Raw genomic sequence first — 15,899 nt, 5'->3', positions numbered from 1 at the left:
TCAGTACACCCCCTCGATGATCTTCTTGCCGCCGTCGGAGAACGGCTGGACGTCGGCCACCCCGTCGCCCCCGAAGCCCGGCACCGGCGCGACGCGCATCGCGGTGTCCCGTTCGAGCACGTGCGGCAGCAGCACCTCCGGGCTCAGTTGACGCATGCACACCCGGCCGCGCTCGCCGTACGCCACCTCGCGGGACAGGTCGTCGGGGTCGAGCAGGGACAGATGCACGTACGGGTGGAAGCTCTGGAAGACACACGGCTCGGTGTCGTCGGGCACGGCCGGCCGCTGGGGTGCGGCGCCCATCATCGTGTTTCCGTACAGGCCGCTGACGGCCGCGTCGGGGAAGACCTCGGTGGACAGCAGCCGCAGTGTCTCGGGGTCGATGGAGGTGCTGCCCCACATGATGCCGCGCACCTTGTCGCGGACCAGTCCGGCGAGGCGCGGGCGTTCGGCGATCGCCTCCAGGAGGGGCGGGGTCGCGTACAGCAGGGAGATGTTCTGCGAGGTGAGCACCCATTCGGCCTGGTCGAGGAGGTGGTCGACGTAGTGCCGGGCGATGTCGCTCTGGCCGTCCTGGAGGCAGCGCCGTACCCAGCGCGGGTCGAGGTCGACCGGGAAGAACACCGCGCCGCGCAGCCGGGCGAGGCCGCGCAGGGCTTCGGCGACGACGTGCGGGCCGCTGGGGCCGAGGAAGAGCAGATTGCCGTCGCCGGAGGGGAAGCCGTGCTCGTCGAGGACCTCGGACCACCAGCAGGTGTTGCGTTCCCACTGGCCGAGGTCGACGATCCGCTTGGGGGCGCCGGTGGTGCCGCCGCTCTCCCAGACGGAGGGCAGCCTGCCCAGGCCGCGCAGGCCCGCGGGCAGCAGATCCTCGACCGGTACGTCCCGCCACTCGGCGCTGACGTCGGGGAAGCGGTTCAGGTCGGCGAGGGTGGTGATGTCCTTGCGCGGGTCGAAGGGCAGCGACGCGGCGCGCTCCACCCAGAACCGGGAGCCGGTGGCGGGGTTGAAGTGCCATTCCATGGCCGCGGCCACGACGGCGTCGGCGGAGGGCAGTTCGTGCCAGGGCGTGCCGAGTACGGCATCCACGTCGCGCATCTGGTTCACCTCTCTGCTGGCTGGAGCTGTTGGCCGGGCTGCGGGGCGGGGCGGCCCCCGGGTGGGGGCCGCCCGTGCCGGGCCCGTCCGGTGGATCCACCGGATCATGGGATGTTTGGCCGGTGCAATGCGGCCCCGGGCATTCCGGCTTGAAGCGGCCGGGGGCTGGCCAAAACCGTGTCCCCGCTGCTGGCCGGGGTGGTGCCGGGGTGCGCCCGGCGTCGGTCGGCGGGTTCCGGAAGGCCCGCCGTACGGTTACAGATCGGACGGCCCGTCCTACGCCTCAGGACCGGACGGCCCGCAGCGCGAACAGTAGCGGAATGCGCGGTTCCTGCGGGGGCAGCCGCCACCAGCCGTTGTCCGCCTGCTCCATCGTCGCGAAGCGCTTCCAGGGCAGCAGGTCCGTCTCCCGCAGCCGGTCGACGGTCAGCCCCGCGCCGACGAGCGCGTTGACGGTCTCCCCGAGGCCGTGCCGCCACTCGTAACTGGTGGTCGCGCCCTCCACCGGCGGCCCGTCGGTGTACGTGTGCGGCGTGTCGCTGCGGAGCGCGCCCCGGCCCTCCAGGTAGTCGTGGGCCAGCAGCAGCCGTGCGTCGTCCGGGTCCTGGGCGGGGTCGGGAGCGGCGCCCAGGGAGTTGAGCAGCGGGTGGAACTCGACCACGTACAACATGCCGCCCGGCCGGAGCAGTCCGGCGATCACCTGGGCCCAGCGGGACAGGTCGGGCAGGTAACAGAGCGCGCCCTTGCCCGTGTAGACCACGTCGAAGCGGCGGCCGCCCAGCGCTTCGGCGGCCTGGTGCACATCGGCCTGGACGAACTCGATGTCCCGTCCGTTGCGGGCCGCCAGGAGACGAGCCTGGTCCAGTGCGGCGCCGGAGAAGTCCAGGCCGACGGTGTGCGCCGCGCCCCGCTCGGCGAACGCCTGGGTCTCGGTGCCGAGGTGGCACTGGAGGTGCAGGACATCCCGGCCGGCCAGCGGCCCGAGGTCGTCCCATTCGAAGGGCGCGAACCAGTGGTCGGCGGTCCGTGAGCCGTCCAGCCCGTAGAAGTCGCTGGCCACGTGCACCGGGGTACGGGCGTCCCAGTTCTCCCGGTTGGCGCGCAGCATGGCGTCGGCCGTGGGGGCACTGTCCTGATGAGGTGTGCTGTCCTGGTCGGGCGCGTTCTTCCGATGAGGCGTGCTGTCCTGAGTAGTCACGACGGCGTCCCTACCCGGCGGCTTGCGGCCGGATGCCCGGCGGCGGTCCCGGCCCGGTCCACGGCACGGCCGCTCAGGTGGGCGGCGGCGTCCTGCGTCTGCCCCGGTGAGGAGGAGGTGGTGCGCGGTGTACCCACCCAAGAACTTCGACATCGGCTGGCCGGATCTCGCGTACGGGATGGCGGCCTTCGGGCGGGACGGGGACGCCGAGCGGTGGGCGGCCACCGTGGAACGGCGGTTCGGGGACGGCGGTACGGGCAGGAGTGCGCAGGTGGCGGGCGAGGGCGCGAACCGGTGCCCGGGGCCCCGATGCCTGGCGACGCTGTCGGTACGCAGTGCGCTGGACCTGGCGTTGCGCGCCGCCGCGCTGCCCCGTGGCAGTGAGGTGCTGATGTCCGCCGTCACGATTCCCGACATGTGGCGGATCGTGACGGAACACGGCCTGGTGCCCGTCCCGGTGGACCTGGACGCGAGCACCCTGCTGCCGGCCGCCGGGCAGTGGGAGGCAGCCGCCACCCCGCGCACCAAGGCCGTCGTCGTCGCCCATCTTCTCGGCACCCAGGCGCCGCTGGGGCCCCTCGCCGGACTGGCCGCGCGGCGCGGCTGGCTGCTGATCGAGGACTGCGCCCAGGCGTACAGCGGCCCGGACTTCCGGGGCGATCCGGGCGCGGACGTGTCCCTGTTCAGCTTCGGGCCGATCAAGACCGCCACCGCGCTGGGCGGCGCGGTGGCGGTGGTCCGCGATCCCGGCCTGCTGACGGCCATGCGCGCGCTGCACCGGGAGTGGCCGGTGCAGCGACAGGACGCGCAGGCCCGGCGGGTCGCCAAGTACGCCCTGCTGGCGCTGCTCACCACGCGGCCGGTCTACACCGGGGTGGTGGCGGCCGCCGGAGCGCTGGGCCGCGACCACACCAGCGGCCTCCAGGACACCGTGGGGGCGTTCGCCGGTACGGACCTCATGCCCGCGATCCGGCACCGTCCGGGCGCCGCGCTGCTCGCCCTGCTGGACCGGCGACTGCGCACCACGGACGCCGCGCGGGCGGTGGAGCGGCGGGCGGCGACGGCACGTCGGCTGGTGGCGCGGCTGCCCGACCCGTCGCTGGTGTACGGCGTGGGCGCGCCCGTACACACGTACTGGCTGTGTGCCGTGCCCACACCGGATCCCACCGCGACGACCGCCCGCCTGCGGTCCGCGGGGTTCGACGCGGCCCGGCCGACCTCGCTGGGCGCGGTACCGGCACCGCCCGGCCGCGAGCAGGGCGCGCGGACAGCGGCGCACCTCGTGCGCCAGGCCGTGTGCCTGCCGCTGCGCCCCGGTATGCCGGAGCGCGCGCTGGACCGGATGGCAGCCGCCCTCGAACCGGAGGGCTGGGTGCCGGGGCCGTGAGGCCAGCGGGAAGCGCGGGCCGTCGCTAAGCAGGACACACAGTCGCTGCTCTAAGGGCGCCGCGCCCAGAACAGCGCATGTCCTCCGGCGCCTTCCGGGACGAACTCCTCGCCGTCCACGGTGAGCCCGGCCGCGGTGATCCACTTCCGGTAGGTGCCCGCGTCGGGATGGCTCCACCACATGGCGGCTCCGGCGCCGAGCCAGTTCTCCTCGCTGCCCGTCCAGGCCCCGTGACCGGCGACGGCGAGCAGGGTGCCGCCGGGCCGCAGCCAGCGGGCGATGCGCGAGAGCAGGGCCGGCTGCTCGTCGAGCGGCAGGTGGATGAGCATGTAGAGGCAGACGACGGCGTCGAAGGAGGCGTCGGGGAGGTCGAGACCGGCGGCGTCCGCGCGGTGGAAGGCGGCGCGCGGCACGAGGTCACGGGCCCGCCGGACCTGCACCTCGCTCAGGTCCACACCGGTCACGGCATGTCCCGCGGCACTCAGGGCCCGCGCGACCGGGACGCCGCACCCGCAGCCGAGGTCGAGCACGTCGGCCCGGTCGGGCAGCCGGTCGCGCAGGGCGGCGATCCAGGGGGCGTACGTGCCGTCACCGGCGTCGTCGGCGCGGTAGGCGTACGAGACGGCGTCGTAGCCGCGCCGGACCATGTCTTTTGAGGCTTCGGGGGCTTCGGTCACGGGGACGGACGGTAGGCCACCGTCAGGACCGTGAGCGAACGGTTTTCCGGTACACCGAGCACAGCAACTGGGTCTTGGCCGGGCCGCCCACCTGCCAGCGCAGGTGCCACTCCCCCGGCGAGACGACGGTGAACTCGCCGTCGTAGAGGTCGGCGGCGCAGGGGTGGCGGGTGGTCCAGTGGCCGGTGCGCAGGTCGAGATCGTGGAAGGGGCGGCCGTCGGCGAACGTGACGTCGGCGGTGCCGTCCGGGCGCGGGCACAGGCGCAGGGTGCGGGTGGCCGGGGCGGTGGTGCCGTTCCAGGTCAGTTCGCCCTCCTCCACGTGCAGCAGCACACCGGGCGCGGTCCCGTCGCCTTCCGGCCGGAAGTGCGCCGTGCCGCGGTAAGTCCCCCGCGTACCGGTGCGGACGTCCAGGACCGTGCGGTCGACCGTCCACCGGCCGGCCAGGTACGCGGCGGCGTCGGGGACCGGGTACGGGCCGCCGGGGACGGTCGCGGCGTCGGGCTCTGCGGGCATGCGGCCATTGTCCCCGGCGGTGCCCCGCCCCGGCGTCCGGGCCGGTCCGGGCCGCGCGGAATTGCGGTGCGGGCGCGCGTACCCGGTCAGTAGGGTGCCGCGGGGCCGGGGGTGCCATCCGGCCCGGACGACGGCGACGTGCACGAACGAGGAGACGGTGTGAGCGCAGGGGACGGCGGGCCCGGGACGCGCCGGGCGCGGCAGGTGCTGGTCTTTGACGCCGACGACACGTTGTGGGAGAACAACGTGATCTTCGAGCGGGTCATCGAGGAGTTCCTGACCTGGCTGGACCACCCGGAGCTGGGCCGGGAGGGCGTACGGGCCCTGCTGGACGAGATCGAGGCCGCCAACGCCGTGGTGCACGGCTACGGCAGCAAGGTGTTCCTGCGCAGCCTCGGCGAATGTGTGCGGCGGGTGCGGCTGCGGGAGGCCAGTGAGGCGGAGCTGGCGCGGATCGCGGGCTGGGCGCGGGCCTTCGAGGCGGACGAGGTGGAGCTGATCCCCGGGGTGGCCGAGACGCTGGCGGAGCTGGCCGGGCGGCACGAGCTGCTGATGCTGACGAAGGGGGACGCGGAGGAGCAGCGCGCGAAGGTGGCGGCGTCCCGGCTGGCCCACCACTTCCGCGGGGTGCACATCGTGCCGGAGAAGAACACCGGCACGTACGAGGAGCTGATCCGGACGCGCGTGCTGACGCCGGCCGACACCTGGATGATCGGCAACTCCCCCAAGTCGGACATCCTGCCGGCCCGGCAGGCGGGCCTGAACGCGGTGTTCATCCCGAACGACAACACCTGGGTGCTGGAGCACGGCGTTCTCGACCCGGCCGACGAACAGGTGCTCCACCTGAAGGCGTTCAGCGAGCTGCTGCGGCACTTCTGAGCGGCGTGCCGGGGAGAGCCGGGGAAGGGAGTACCGCGGTGGCGGAGAGGACCGGTACGCCGCGCGTCTCGTGCGTGTTCGTGTGCCACGACGGCCGGGGCCGGGTGCTGCTCGCGCGGCGGAGCGCGGGGGCCCGGGACGAGCCGGGGACGTGGGACTGCGGCGCGGGAGCGCTGGAGTTCGGCGAGACGTTCGAGGCGGCTGTGACGCGTGAGGTGTACGAGGAGTACCGCGCGACACCGCTGGAGATCGCGCGTATGGACGTACGGAACGTCCTGCGCGGCGAGCCGGTGGTGACGCACTGGGTCGCCGTGGTGTTCGCCGTCCGAATCCGTCCGGACCGGGTGCGGATCGGCGAGCCGCACAAGTTCGACGCGCTGGGCTGGTTCGCGCCCGACGCCCTGCCCTCGCCGTTGCACTCGCAGTGCGCGGCCACCCTGGCGCTCCTCCCGGCGGCGGTGAGGGGCCGCGGGTGAGGGAGCGGCGCGCGGCGGTGCTGCCGCGCGCCGTCCGTAGGGGTCACATCGGCGCGGTGTCCTTCAGTTCGCCGTCCAAGGCGAGCCAGCGGGTGACGCCGATCTCGCGGAGGAACGCCACGTCGTGGCTGACCACGAGCAGGGCGCCCCGGTACGACTCCAGCGCCGTGACGAGCCGGCGTACGGACGCCATGTCCAGGTTGTTCGTCGGCTCGTCGAGCATCAGGAGCTGGGGCGCCGGCTCGGCCAGCATCAGGGCCGCGAGGGCCGCCCGGAAGCGTTCGCCGCCGGAGAGCGTGCCGGCCTGCTGGTCGGCACGGGCCCCCTTGAACAGGAAGCGCGCCAGGCGGGCCCGTATCCGGTTGACGGTGGCGTCCGGGGCGAACCGGGCGACGTTCTCGGCGACGGTCAGCCCGTCGTCGAGGATGTCCAGCCGCTGCGGCAGGAAGCGGTGCGGCACGTGGATCTCCGCCTCGCCCTCCTCCGGCGGGATCTCGCCCGCCAGGGTCCGCAGCAGGGTGGTCTTGCCGGAGCCGTTGCGGCCGGTGAGGGCGACCCGTTCCGGTCCGCGCAGCTCGATGTCGGCGGACGCGCCGTAACGGACGCGCAGGCCGCGCAGGGTCAGTACGCCGCGGCCCGGCGGCACTTCGGTGTGCGGCAGGTCGACGCGGATCATGTCGTCGTCCCGCACCGCGTCGGCGGCCTCGTCCCGTTTCTCCCTGGCCTCCCTGAGTTTCCCGGTGTGCATGATGCGGTGCTTGCCGGCCGAGACCTGGGCCGCGGCCCTGCGCTGGTTCATGATGATCTTCGGCTCGCGCTTCTGGGCGTACATCTTGTTGGCGTACCGGGCCCGGCGGGCCAGTTTGACGTGTGCGTCGGCCAGTTCGCGCTGCTGGCGGGCCACGTCGGCCTCGGCGACCCGGAGCATCCGCTCGGCCGCCTCCTGCTCGACGGCGAGGGCGTGTTCGTAGGCGTCGAAGTTGCCGCCGTACCAGTGGACCTCGCCGCCGCGCAGATCGGCGATCCGGTCCACGAGGCCGAGCAGTTCCCGGTCGTGGCTGACCACGATCATGACGCCGGGCCAGCCCGCCACCGCCGCGTACAGCCTGCGGCGGGCGGCCAGGTCGAGGTTGTTGGTCGGCTCGTCCAGCAGCAGCACGTCGGGGCGGCGCAGCAGCAGCGCGGCCAGCCGCAGCAGGACCGACTCGCCGCCGGACACCTCGCCGATGGTGCGGTCGAGGTCGATGGAGTGCAGGCCGAGCTGGTCGAGGGTCGCGCGGGCGCGCTCCTCGACGTCCCAGTCGTCGCCCACGGCGGTGAAGTGGGCCTCGTCGGCGTCTCCGTTCTCGATGGCGTGCAGGGCGGCGCGGGTCCGGGCGATGCCGAGGGCCGCGTCCACCCGCAACCCGGTGTCCAGGGCGGCGTCCTGCGGCAGGTAGCCGACCTCGCCGGCCACCTTCACGGAGCCTTCGGACGGCTGGAGGCGGCCGGCGAGGAGTTCCAGCAGGGTGGACTTGCCGGACCCGTTCAGGCCGATCAGGCCGGTGCGTCCGGGGCCGACGGTCAGGTCGAAGTCCTCCAGGACGGGGGTGCCGTCGGGCCAGGCGAAGCCGAGGCCGGAGCAGACGACGGCGGCGGTGGCCGGAGTGGCGGAAGAGGTGGTCATACAGGTCTCCTCGGGGCGCGGCGAAGGTACGGGGACGGCGCGGGAGACACCACGGGAAGGTCCACGAGAGCCGGGCGGCGGCACCGAGCGGTGGGCCGGGGCGGAGAGGGCGGGCCGGTGGTACGGATCGCCGAGGTCGCGGACAGGGGCGCACGGCGGGTGCTGGGCGCGCTCTTCGCGCGCTGTCGCACCTCGCGCCGTGGGCGCGGTGTCTCAGGACCTCAGACGAGCAACGGCCTACTCCTGTCGGCGGCGATGGGAACGGGAAGAACGGTACGAGGCGCGCCGCCGGACCTTCAACGCATTTTTCGTCGCGCCCGGCGGCGCGGCGCGCTCACACCGCCGCCCGTGCCCGGCCCACGACCGCCCCGGCCCGTACGTACGTCACCCCACCGCGCGCAGCCGCACCCGCGCCGGTCCGGCCGCCTGCAAGGTGATCCCCGCGGTGAGCGGTACGTCCCGGTCCACCGCCGTCAGCTCGTACGACCGCAGCAGGACCGCCGCCGCCAGCACGGACTCCAGCATCGAGAAGTGCTGTCCGATGCAGGCCCGCGGGCCGCCGCCGAAGGGGAACCACGCGTAGCGGTGGCGCGCCGCCTCGCGCTCCGGTGTGAACCGCAGCGGATCGAAGCGTTCCGGGTCCTCCCACAGGTCCGGGTGCCGGTGGGTCACCCAGGGCGAGACGATCACGTCGGCGCCGTCCGGTATGCGGTACCCGCCGATCTCGGTGGCCGCGACGCCGCGCCGGCTGACCACCGGCGCCGCCGGGTACAGCCGCATCGCCTCCTTGAGGGCCATGGTCAGCTTCGGCAGCCGGTCCAGGTCGGCGGCCTCCGGGTCGCGCCCCGCCAGTACGGCGTCGATCTCCTCCCGTACCCGCGCCTGTTCCCCGGGGTGCCGGGCGAGCAGGTGGAGGGTGAAGGCCAGCGAGGTCGCGGTCGTCTCGTGCCCGGCCAGCAGGAAGACCAGCACCTGTTCGCGGATCTCGGTGGCGTCCAGGCCGCCGTCCTCCTCGGTGCCCGCGCGGGTGAGGAGCGAGAGGAGGTCCGCGCCCTCGCCGCCGTCGGGCGCCCCGGCGGCCCGCCGTCCGGCGGCGATGCCGTCGCAGACGGCGTTCAGCTCGGCCGTCGCGGCGGCGGCCTTCCGGTTGGCGGGGGTGGGCCAGCGGCGGGGCAGGCTGCGGGGCGAGAAGCCGCGCCGCACCACGTACTTGTTGATCACGGGGAAGCAGCGGTGCACGGTGGCGACCGCGGCCTCCACGTCCGTACCGAACAGGATGCGGGAGACGGTGCGCAGCGCGAGCCGGTTCATCTCGCCCACCAGGTCGACGGTGCCGTCGGGCGGGGTGCGCCAGCGGTCGGCGACGGCCTGCGCCTCGGACGCCACGGCCGCCGCGTACCCGTCCACCCGGCGCTTGGTGAACAGCGGCTGCACGATCCGGCGTTGGCGCAGGTAATCGGCGTCCTGGCTGGTCAGCAGGCCGTTGCCGAAGGACTGCCGGACCTCTTCGTAGAACGGGTGGTCCTTGCGGAAGTTCGCCGCCTCGGACGCCAGGACCTGCTGGCTGCCCTCGGGCGAGAAGACCGCGTGGAAGACGCTGCGCAGGCCGGGCGGTCCGGCCACGAAGCGGACGATGTCGCCGTGTTCGCGCCGGGCGCGGGTGAAGGTGTCCAGGGTGGAGCGCCGCAGGTCGAACATCGAGCCCAGGAACGGGACTCCCTTGGGTCCCGGTACGGTCCGGGCGGTATGCGTCGTGGAGGTCATGGGGGCGATACCTACCCCGCGTAGCATGGGGCGAATGATCAATAAGCGTTCCGGCCGCGCGCCCGCCGAAACCCCTTGCCGCGTCACCGTCTGCCGCGGCTGCTGCTGCGGTGATCCGCGCAAGGTCCCGGGCGTGGACCACGCGGCGCAGATACCCCGGCTGCGGGCCGCGCTGGCGGGTGCGGCCGAGGTCCGCGCCTCGGACTGCCTGGACGTCTGCGACCAGGCCAACGTCGTGGTGGTCCAGCCGTCCCGCGCGGGCCGGGCGGCGGGCGGGCGCCCGGTGTGGCTGGGGCTGGTCAACGACGACGGGGCGCTGGACGACGTCGCCGACTGGATCAAGGCCGGCGGCCCTGGCGTCGCGGAGCCGCCGGGGGTGCTGGACCTGTACACGTTCACCGTGTCGCGCCGGGTGCGGGAAGCGCTGGAGGACTGAGGGACGGTGGCCCGCGGGGCTTCAGGACCGACGGCCGGTTGTCCCTCCCCCGGCGGCCCTCTGCGGCATGATGGCGATCATGACGGATGAACGTTGGCCGGAGGCGGCCGAGGTGGCCCGGCTGGCCCAGGACACCGTTCCCGGCGTGACCGCGGCCGATGTCCGGCCCATCGGCGAGGGCGGCGACCACGCGTCCTGGTGGGTGGGACCGGATCACGTGGCCCGGTGCGCGCTGGACCGGGGCGGCTCGGAGCGGCTGCGCCGGGAGGTCGCGCTGCGCGAGCTGATCGGGGACCGGGTCGGGGTGCCGGTGCCGGTCAGCGTGGCGAACGGTGAGTGGGCGCGCGGGCGCGCCTTCACCCTGGACACCCGGCTGGGCGGGGTCTCCGCCGAACTGCGTGCGGTGACGGCGGCGGGCGAGGCCGAGCTGGCGCGGCTGCTCGTCCTGCTCGCCGAGGTGCCGGTGGCGTCCGCCGAGGCGCTGGGCGTGCCGCCGGAGGCGCCGCGCAACATGCCGGGGCTGCTGCGCCGCGCCACGGCGGCGGCGGAGTCCGTCGCCGCGCGCGGCGAGTTCGCGTCGGACCTGCTGCCGAGGCTGCACGTGCCGGGGCGGAGAGCGCCACCGCACCCGGCACGCTGGTGCACAACGACCTCAAGGGAGAGCATCTGCTCGTCGCCGAGGACGGCCGGATCAGCGGCGTGCTGGACTGGACGGACGCGGTGACCGGCGACCCCGCCGAGGATGTCGCGGGCCTCGCGATCTCGGTCGGCGCGGTGGCCGCCGTACGGATCGCGGAGGCCGCCGGGTTCGACCGCGGCGGGTGCGCCCGGGCGCTGCAACTGGCCCGCTGCGACACGCTGACGCTCCTCTCCGACCGGCTGCGCGGCATCGACGACAGTCCGCTGCCGTTGCTGCGCGCGCAGTTGCGGCGCGCGTGGGAGCCGACGCCGCTCGACGGACCGGCGGAAGCCTGACGGCCCGGCACCGGCCCGCCTCACCCCTGACCGGCCCGCCTCACCCACCTGACGGGCCGTCACCCGTCCGCCTCACAAACCTGACGGCCCCCTCACCTCCCCTCAGCGTGGCAGTGCCCGCCCGCACCGCTCTCCCGGGGCAGGTCCAGGGTCGGGTTCCGGTCGAAGAACCCGGTCGGCCGGAGCGTGAAGCCGCAGCGGTCGACCGGCATGACCGGCCAGTCCTCCAGGCGCGGCAGGTGCGTCGGCCCGAAGCAGTGCCAGAGCGTGAGGGCGGTGTTCTCCAGGGACTCGCCGGGACGTGACCACTCGGGGACGCCCGCGCCGCCGGGGTGCTGGTTGGGGTAGTCCCCGTCCGGGTAGCGGCGGCCGGCCGCGCTCCGGGTGATCCACAGGTGCTTGGCGGCGTAGGCGACCCGCGCTGCGACCGCGGAGCCGGGCTGCGCGAGGAGCGGCGGGCCGGACGGCTGCGGGGTCAGGGTGTACGCGACCGGCTGTCCGGTCCGGTTGCGGGCGGTGGGGTTGGTGATCCGCCAGCGGCGGCCGACGGCCGGGTCGGCCAGCCGTCCGGCTTCCCCGGAGTCGGTGACGGGGGTGGCGCGGACGGTGAAGGCGTTGCCGTTGGGATTGTCGGGGCCCATGGGGATCCGGACGATGTCGACCTCCTCCACCGTGTTCGTGTGGCCGTCCACCGCCGGGTCCAGCCGGGCGCAGAACAGGTGCTGGTGGTACGGCGCCTGGAGGCCGGGGGCGACCTCGGTGGCGTACGGGGAGACCGTGCCCGGCTCGGCCGCCGAGGTCTGCACCAGGCCGGTGGACTTGACCTCGAACTCGATACCGCCGTCCTGGTACAGGTACCAGTAGAAGCCGTAGTCGTAGTTGCCGAGCGTGGCGACGTACGAGACGACCAGGCGGCGGGAGCGGCGGCTCTCGGCGGAGAAGCCGCTGAACATGTTGGTGTGCTTCCACAGGAGGCCGTGGTCCTCCTCGTGGATGCAGACGGCGTTGGGCAGCGTCCGCGGCCTCCCGTGGTCGTCGGGGAGGACGGCGTCCACGTACCGGATCTCGCCGAGGCAGTCGCAGCCCAGCCGCAGCGCGTTGGCGTTGCGGCCGAGGGTGTACTCGCCGACGTCCAGGTAGCAGATCCAGTTGCGGTCCGGGCCGGGGTCGGCGTACGGGACGGCCATCTCGGCGAGCGAGGCGCGGTGCAGTACGGGCCGTACGCGGTCGCCGTCGCGGTAGGACAGCTCGTGCAGGACCAGGCCCTCGCGGGCGTTGAAGTCCAGCCGCAGTGACCAGTTCTGCCAGCTCAGGCGGTGTCCGTCCAAGGTGAAGGAGGGACCGTCGGGCTGGCTGATCTCCAGGGCCTTCAGGTCGGTGCGCGCCGGGCCGTTGAACTCGGCCTCGTAGCGGCCGCATGCGGCGGGCACCGGCACCGCTCCGGTGTCGATGAGCCGGACGACCCGGCGCTCGGTCAGGTCCACGTCGGCGACCAGGCCGCCCACGGGGTGCGCGAAGGAATTGTCGGCCGTCTCGCAGCGCAGGAACGTCAGCGAGCGCAGCATCCGGCGCCCGGTCTCCTCGGCCCGGCCGAAGTTGCCGGCGGCCAGCGGCGCGCAGACGGCGAGCGAGGTGTCGGTGAGGCCGCGCTCCGCCATGGCCTTGCGCCAGCCCGGGTCGGCCTTGACGATCTCGTCGCAGCGCTCGTACTCCTCGAAGAGCACGGGCGGCTGGCCGTCCACCGCCGGGTCCAGCGGGCGGTGGGCGAGCAGGACGCGGGCGCCGACGTCCACCACCGCCTCGGCGGCGGCGCCGGTCGCGGTGTCCAGGAGGGTCACGCGCACCCGGCGGACGACCGGGTCGCCGGGGCGGTGGGCGGCGACGGTGTGCCGGTCCGGCTCGTCCGGCAGGACCAGCGGGAACCGGGTGGTGTCCGCCACCAGGCCCGCGCCGTGCAGCACGTCGCGGGCCGCGGTGATCTCGTCGGCGGTGAGCGGGTCGAGGGGGTGCGGTTCCGGAGCGGGCGGCTGCGGTTCCGGCGTGCCGTGTGCCATCGGTCAGCTCTCCTCACGCGGGGACGACGGGGACGGCGTGCTCGCCGCCTTCTCCAGTTGGAACGCCTCGTTGCCCAGACCGATACGGGCGTGCACCTGCGGGCGCCGGGCGCGCAGCACCCGCCCGTACCCGAGTCCGACCACCGCCGCCAGCCCGATGACACCGGGCAGCACCCAGGTCAGTGCCGACCCCGCCGCCGCGCTGACCAGGACGCCGAAGTCCTTGGCGGCGTAGACCAGTACGGTCAGCAGCGCCAGCGCGGCCAGTCCGGCGGCCAGCAGCCGCCCGGCCTGCGCCCGGCCCGCTCCGCGCCGTACGAAGAACGCGATGACGGCGACCGACGCGGTGGCCATCAGCACGATCACGCCGAGCGCGCCCACGTTGCCGCCCCAGGCGAACAGCTTCAGTACGGGAGTGGTGGGGTCGCCGTCCGGGTGGCGGTCGGTGAGCGCGAAGGCGCCCACGACGAGCAGCGAGATGACGGACTGGAGCAGCGAGCCGAGCGCCGGGGCGCCGCTGGACCTGGCGGTACGGCCGAGCGCGGCGGGCAGCAGGCCCTCGCGGCCCATCGCGAAGGCGTAGCGGGCCACCACGTTGTGGAAGCTGAGCATCGAGGCGAAGATGCCGGTCACGAAGAAGAGGTGCAGGAGGTCGGTGAACGTGCCGCCGAGCCGCGGGCCGGTGAGGGCGAAGATCAGGCCGGGGCCCTCCTCGCCCGCCGTGGCGACGACGTGGTCCGGGCCGGTGGCGACGCCGATCAGCCAGGAGCTGAGCGCGAAGAAGACCGCGACGAAGCCGACGGCGAGGAACATCACCCGCGCCACGACCGTCTGCGGCCGGCTGGTCTCCTCGGCGTAGACGGGGGCCTGTTCGAAGCCGACGAACGCGGCGACGGCGAAGCACAGCGCGGTGCCCAGGCCCGCGCCCCCGAGGGTGGCCGGGTCGAAGGCGTGCAGCGACAGGCCCTGCGGCCCCGGTTCGGCGGCGAAGGCGATGTCGAAGACGGCGATCAGGACGACCTCGGCGGCGAGCAGCACGCCCAGCACCTTGGCGTTCAGGTCGATCTTCAGCGCGCCGAGCGCCCCGATCAGGGCGACGCCGAGCAGCGCGGGCACCCACCAGGAGACGGTGACGCCGAAGTGTCTGCCGAGCAGCCCGGTCACCTCGAAGCCGAAGATGCCGTAGATGCCGAACTGCAGGGCGCTGTACGCGGCGAGCGCGACGAAGGAGGCGCCGGCGCCCGCCGTGCCGCCGAGGCCGCGCGCGATGTACGCGTAGAAGGCGCCGGCGTTGTGCACATGCCGGCTCATCTCCGCGTAGCCGACGCTGAACAGCGCCATCACCACGCCCAGGATGACGAACAGCAGCGGCTGCCCGACGATGCCCATGACCTGGTACGTGGTGACCATGACGCCGGCCACCACCATCAGGGGCGCGCTGGCGGCCAGTACGGACAGGAGCAGCCCCGCGGTGCCGATGCGGCCGGCGCGCAGGGCCCGCTCCTGGCCCTTGAAGGTACTGATCTCCCCTGGACCGCCCGGACGTGCGGCACGGCCCGTGCGTCCCGGCTTGCTCTTGTTACCCGTACTGCTCGTCAGCATGGCGCGGAGGTGTCCTTTCCGTGGAGCGCGGAGTCGGGGGGTGCGCGTCGTGCGTGGTGCGGGTGGTGCTGCGTACGGCGTACCAGTGGTACTGCGTATGCCGTGCCGGTGGTGCTGGGTGGTGCCGGTGGTGCTCCGTACGTGGTGCGTGCGCCGGGTGGGGCCGGGCGCCCGGGGTCAAGCGGTGCGGAAGGCCGTGGCGCGGGCCGCCTTGAACGCCTTGCGGGCGTCCCGGTCGGGGTAGGACCAGGGAGCGGCGGTGACGTGCGGGCCGATGCGGTGGAAGAGCGCGGCGGCCTCCGCCATCCGCCCCTCGTAGTACTTGGCGTGCGCGAGGAAGTTGAGGTCCACCTTGCGGCGCGGGTGGTCCTCGCCCTCCCACTCCAGCCACCAGTCGAAGGCCGCCTTCATGACCTGGCGGGCGCGGCGGGTGGACCAGTGGCCGGAGGCGGCCGGGTCCGCCGGTTCGAGACCGGCGGCGGCCAGCGCCCGGTAGCGCTCGGCGTGGGCGACGACGGGCAGGATCGCCAGCGGCGAGTCGGCGGGGGCCTGTTCGGCGGCCCAATACGCGAAGTCGTAGACCTGGTGCAGCGGGTCGTCGGCGCCGTTCTGCCGCTGCTCGGCCAGGCAGGCGGCCATCAGGTGGTGGGCGTGGTGGTGGTCCGGGTGCCGGGCCCGCACCTGGTCGAAGGCGTGCTCGCGTTCGTCGGGGGTACCGGTGCGGCGGGCGAGGATCAGCAGACCGAGCCACGGGGTCGGGTCGCGGGGCGCCATGGCGGCGGCGAGCCGGCAGGCCTCGCGCGCGGCGTCCTGGTCGGTGCGGCCGCGCAGCGCCTGGAAGACGAGGGCGCAGGCCAGCAGGGTGGCGGCGTCGGCGCTGTCCGGTTCGGCGAGCCGCCAGTCACCGGCCCAGGCGGCGCTGGCCGCGCCTTCGGCGAGCACCACCAGCCGGTGGCCCCGCAGGTCCCAGTCCGTACCGGTGTCGGCCAGCAGGGTCCGTACGCGGACCCAGCGGCCGTGCGCCAGGGCGTCGACGGAGGCGGCGAGCTGGACGTCGTCCAGGGCCGGGTCGAGGACCGGCGCGTCCTTGCGGCGGGACCGGCCCAGCGGCAGAGGGGGCGGAGGGGTCACGGGCAGGAACACTCCACGACGCGCTTCACCTCCGGACGC

The 15,899-nt window shown here is 74.1% G+C and carries 15 protein-coding genes; 6 read left to right on the top strand and 9 right to left on the bottom strand.

Translation table 11 applies throughout. The annotated features are described in order from the left end of the window. On the bottom strand, window positions 1-1,098 hold the full coding sequence (locus tag EJG53_RS33030) for an acyl-CoA synthetase family protein (protein WP_125047997.1): 1,098 nt from the start codon (window positions 1,096-1,098) through the stop codon (window positions 1-3). 283 nt (window positions 1,099-1,381) lie between these two features. Further along, a complete protein-coding gene (locus EJG53_RS33025) occupies window positions 1,382-2,206 on the bottom strand; it encodes a class I SAM-dependent methyltransferase (protein ID WP_125049762.1) in 825 nt (274 codons plus the stop codon). A gap of 217 nt (window positions 2,207-2,423) precedes the next feature. Here EJG53_RS33025 and EJG53_RS33020 point away from each other — a divergent pair, with 217 nt between their 5' ends. Next, window positions 2,424-3,683: a DegT/DnrJ/EryC1/StrS family aminotransferase gene (locus EJG53_RS33020; RefSeq protein WP_125047996.1), complete on the top strand. Its 1,260-nt coding sequence runs from the start codon at window positions 2,424-2,426 to the stop codon at window positions 3,681-3,683. Between the two features lie 50 nt (window positions 3,684-3,733). On the opposite strand, the gene EJG53_RS33015 is transcribed toward EJG53_RS33020, so the two are convergent. After that, window positions 3,734-4,360: a class I SAM-dependent methyltransferase gene (locus tag EJG53_RS33015; RefSeq protein ID WP_244955442.1), complete on the bottom strand. Its 627-nt coding sequence runs from the start codon at window positions 4,358-4,360 to the stop codon at window positions 3,734-3,736. Between the two features lie 22 nt (window positions 4,361-4,382). Next, complete coding sequence (locus EJG53_RS33010) at window positions 4,383-4,877, bottom strand: DUF6314 family protein (protein WP_125047995.1); 495 nt, start codon at window positions 4,875-4,877, stop codon at window positions 4,383-4,385. Window positions 4,878-5,036: 159 nt separating this feature from the next. On the opposite strand from EJG53_RS33010, the gene EJG53_RS33005 reads away from it, so the two are divergent. After that, complete coding sequence (locus tag EJG53_RS33005) at window positions 5,037-5,756, top strand: HAD family hydrolase (protein WP_167515199.1); 720 nt, start codon at window positions 5,037-5,039, stop codon at window positions 5,754-5,756. Between the two features lie 38 nt (window positions 5,757-5,794). Next, window positions 5,795-6,232 carry an NUDIX domain-containing protein gene (locus EJG53_RS33000; RefSeq protein ID WP_244955441.1) on the top strand — a complete coding sequence of 146 codons (438 nt, stop codon included), beginning with the start codon at window positions 5,795-5,797 and terminating at the stop codon, window positions 6,230-6,232. 43 nt (window positions 6,233-6,275) lie between these two features. On the opposite strand, the gene EJG53_RS32995 is transcribed toward EJG53_RS33000, so the two are convergent. Beyond that, a complete protein-coding gene (locus EJG53_RS32995; protein ID WP_125047994.1) occupies window positions 6,276-7,898 on the bottom strand; it encodes an ABC-F family ATP-binding cassette domain-containing protein in 1,623 nt (540 codons plus the stop codon). Between the two features lie 384 nt (window positions 7,899-8,282). Continuing rightward, a complete protein-coding gene (locus EJG53_RS32990; protein WP_125047993.1) occupies window positions 8,283-9,662 on the bottom strand; it encodes a cytochrome P450 in 1,380 nt (459 codons plus the stop codon). 34 nt (window positions 9,663-9,696) lie between these two features. Between EJG53_RS32990 and EJG53_RS32985 the strand changes: the two genes are divergently transcribed. The 3 genes from EJG53_RS32985 to EJG53_RS42920 all read left to right on the top strand — a co-directional run bounded on the left by EJG53_RS32985 (window position 9,697) and on the right by EJG53_RS42920 (window position 11,073). Further along, window positions 9,697-10,098 (top strand): hypothetical protein, encoded by a 402-nt coding sequence (locus EJG53_RS32985; RefSeq protein ID WP_031010778.1) that lies wholly within the window; start codon window positions 9,697-9,699, stop codon window positions 10,096-10,098. Between the two features lie 79 nt (window positions 10,099-10,177). Further along, a complete protein-coding gene (locus EJG53_RS42925; RefSeq protein ID WP_244955440.1) occupies window positions 10,178-10,822 on the top strand; it encodes an aminoglycoside phosphotransferase family protein in 645 nt (214 codons plus the stop codon). Further along, on the top strand, window positions 10,738-11,073 hold the full coding sequence (locus EJG53_RS42920; RefSeq protein WP_244955439.1) for a phosphotransferase: 336 nt from the start codon (window positions 10,738-10,740) through the stop codon (window positions 11,071-11,073). The genes EJG53_RS42925 and EJG53_RS42920 overlap by 85 nt, the downstream gene beginning before the upstream one ends. A gap of 92 nt (window positions 11,074-11,165) precedes the next feature. Here the strand turns inward: EJG53_RS42920 and EJG53_RS32975 are convergent, their stop codons facing one another. From EJG53_RS32975 to EJG53_RS32965, 3 genes are all read right to left on the bottom strand, one after another. Then, the gene (locus tag EJG53_RS32975) at window positions 11,166-13,127 is read right to left on the bottom strand and encodes a primary-amine oxidase (RefSeq protein WP_125047991.1); all 1,962 of its coding nucleotides are present in this window, start codon (window positions 13,125-13,127) and stop codon (window positions 11,166-11,168) included. 3 nt (window positions 13,128-13,130) lie between these two features. After that, complete coding sequence (locus EJG53_RS32970) at window positions 13,131-14,729, bottom strand: APC family permease (RefSeq protein WP_244955438.1); 1,599 nt, start codon at window positions 14,727-14,729, stop codon at window positions 13,131-13,133. A 177-nt stretch (window positions 14,730-14,906) separates the two neighbouring features. Next, window positions 14,907-15,860 carry a hypothetical protein gene (locus EJG53_RS32965; protein WP_031010785.1) on the bottom strand — a complete coding sequence of 318 codons (954 nt, stop codon included), beginning with the start codon at window positions 15,858-15,860 and terminating at the stop codon, window positions 14,907-14,909. Between the last annotated feature and the right edge of the window lie 39 nt (window positions 15,861-15,899).

This window comes from Streptomyces chrestomyceticus JCM 4735, from assembly GCF_003865135.1.
In the GTDB taxonomy this organism is placed as follows: domain Bacteria; phylum Actinomycetota; class Actinomycetes; order Streptomycetales; family Streptomycetaceae; genus Streptomyces; species Streptomyces chrestomyceticus.
The sequence above is the reverse complement of the archived record's forward strand: the minus strand, read 5'-3'. Positions and strand labels throughout refer to the sequence as shown.

Coding starts and splice junctions, on each gene's coding strand:
- EJG53_RS33030 (WP_125047997.1), bottom strand. CDS start 1,098: ATGCGCGACGTGGATGCCGTACTCGGCACGCCCTGGCACGAACTGCCC.
- EJG53_RS33025 (WP_125049762.1), bottom strand. CDS start 2,206: ATGCTGCGCGCCAACCGGGAGAACTGGGACGCCCGTACCCCGGTGCAC.
- EJG53_RS33010 (WP_125047995.1), bottom strand. CDS start 4,877: ATGCCCGCAGAGCCCGACGCCGCGACCGTCCCCGGCGGCCCGTACCCG.
- EJG53_RS32995 (WP_125047994.1), bottom strand. CDS start 7,898: ATGACCACCTCTTCCGCCACTCCGGCCACCGCCGCCGTCGTCTGCTCC.
- EJG53_RS32990 (WP_125047993.1), bottom strand. CDS start 9,662: ATGACCTCCACGACGCATACCGCCCGGACCGTACCGGGACCCAAGGGA.
- EJG53_RS32985 (WP_031010778.1), top strand. CDS start 9,697: ATGATCAATAAGCGTTCCGGCCGCGCGCCCGCCGAAACCCCTTGCCGC.
- EJG53_RS42925 (WP_244955440.1), top strand. CDS start 10,178: ATGACGGATGAACGTTGGCCGGAGGCGGCCGAGGTGGCCCGGCTGGCC.
- EJG53_RS32975 (WP_125047991.1), bottom strand. CDS start 13,127: ATGGCACACGGCACGCCGGAACCGCAGCCGCCCGCTCCGGAACCGCAC.
- EJG53_RS32970 (WP_244955438.1), bottom strand. CDS start 14,729: ATGCTGACGAGCAGTACGGGTAACAAGAGCAAGCCGGGACGCACGGGC.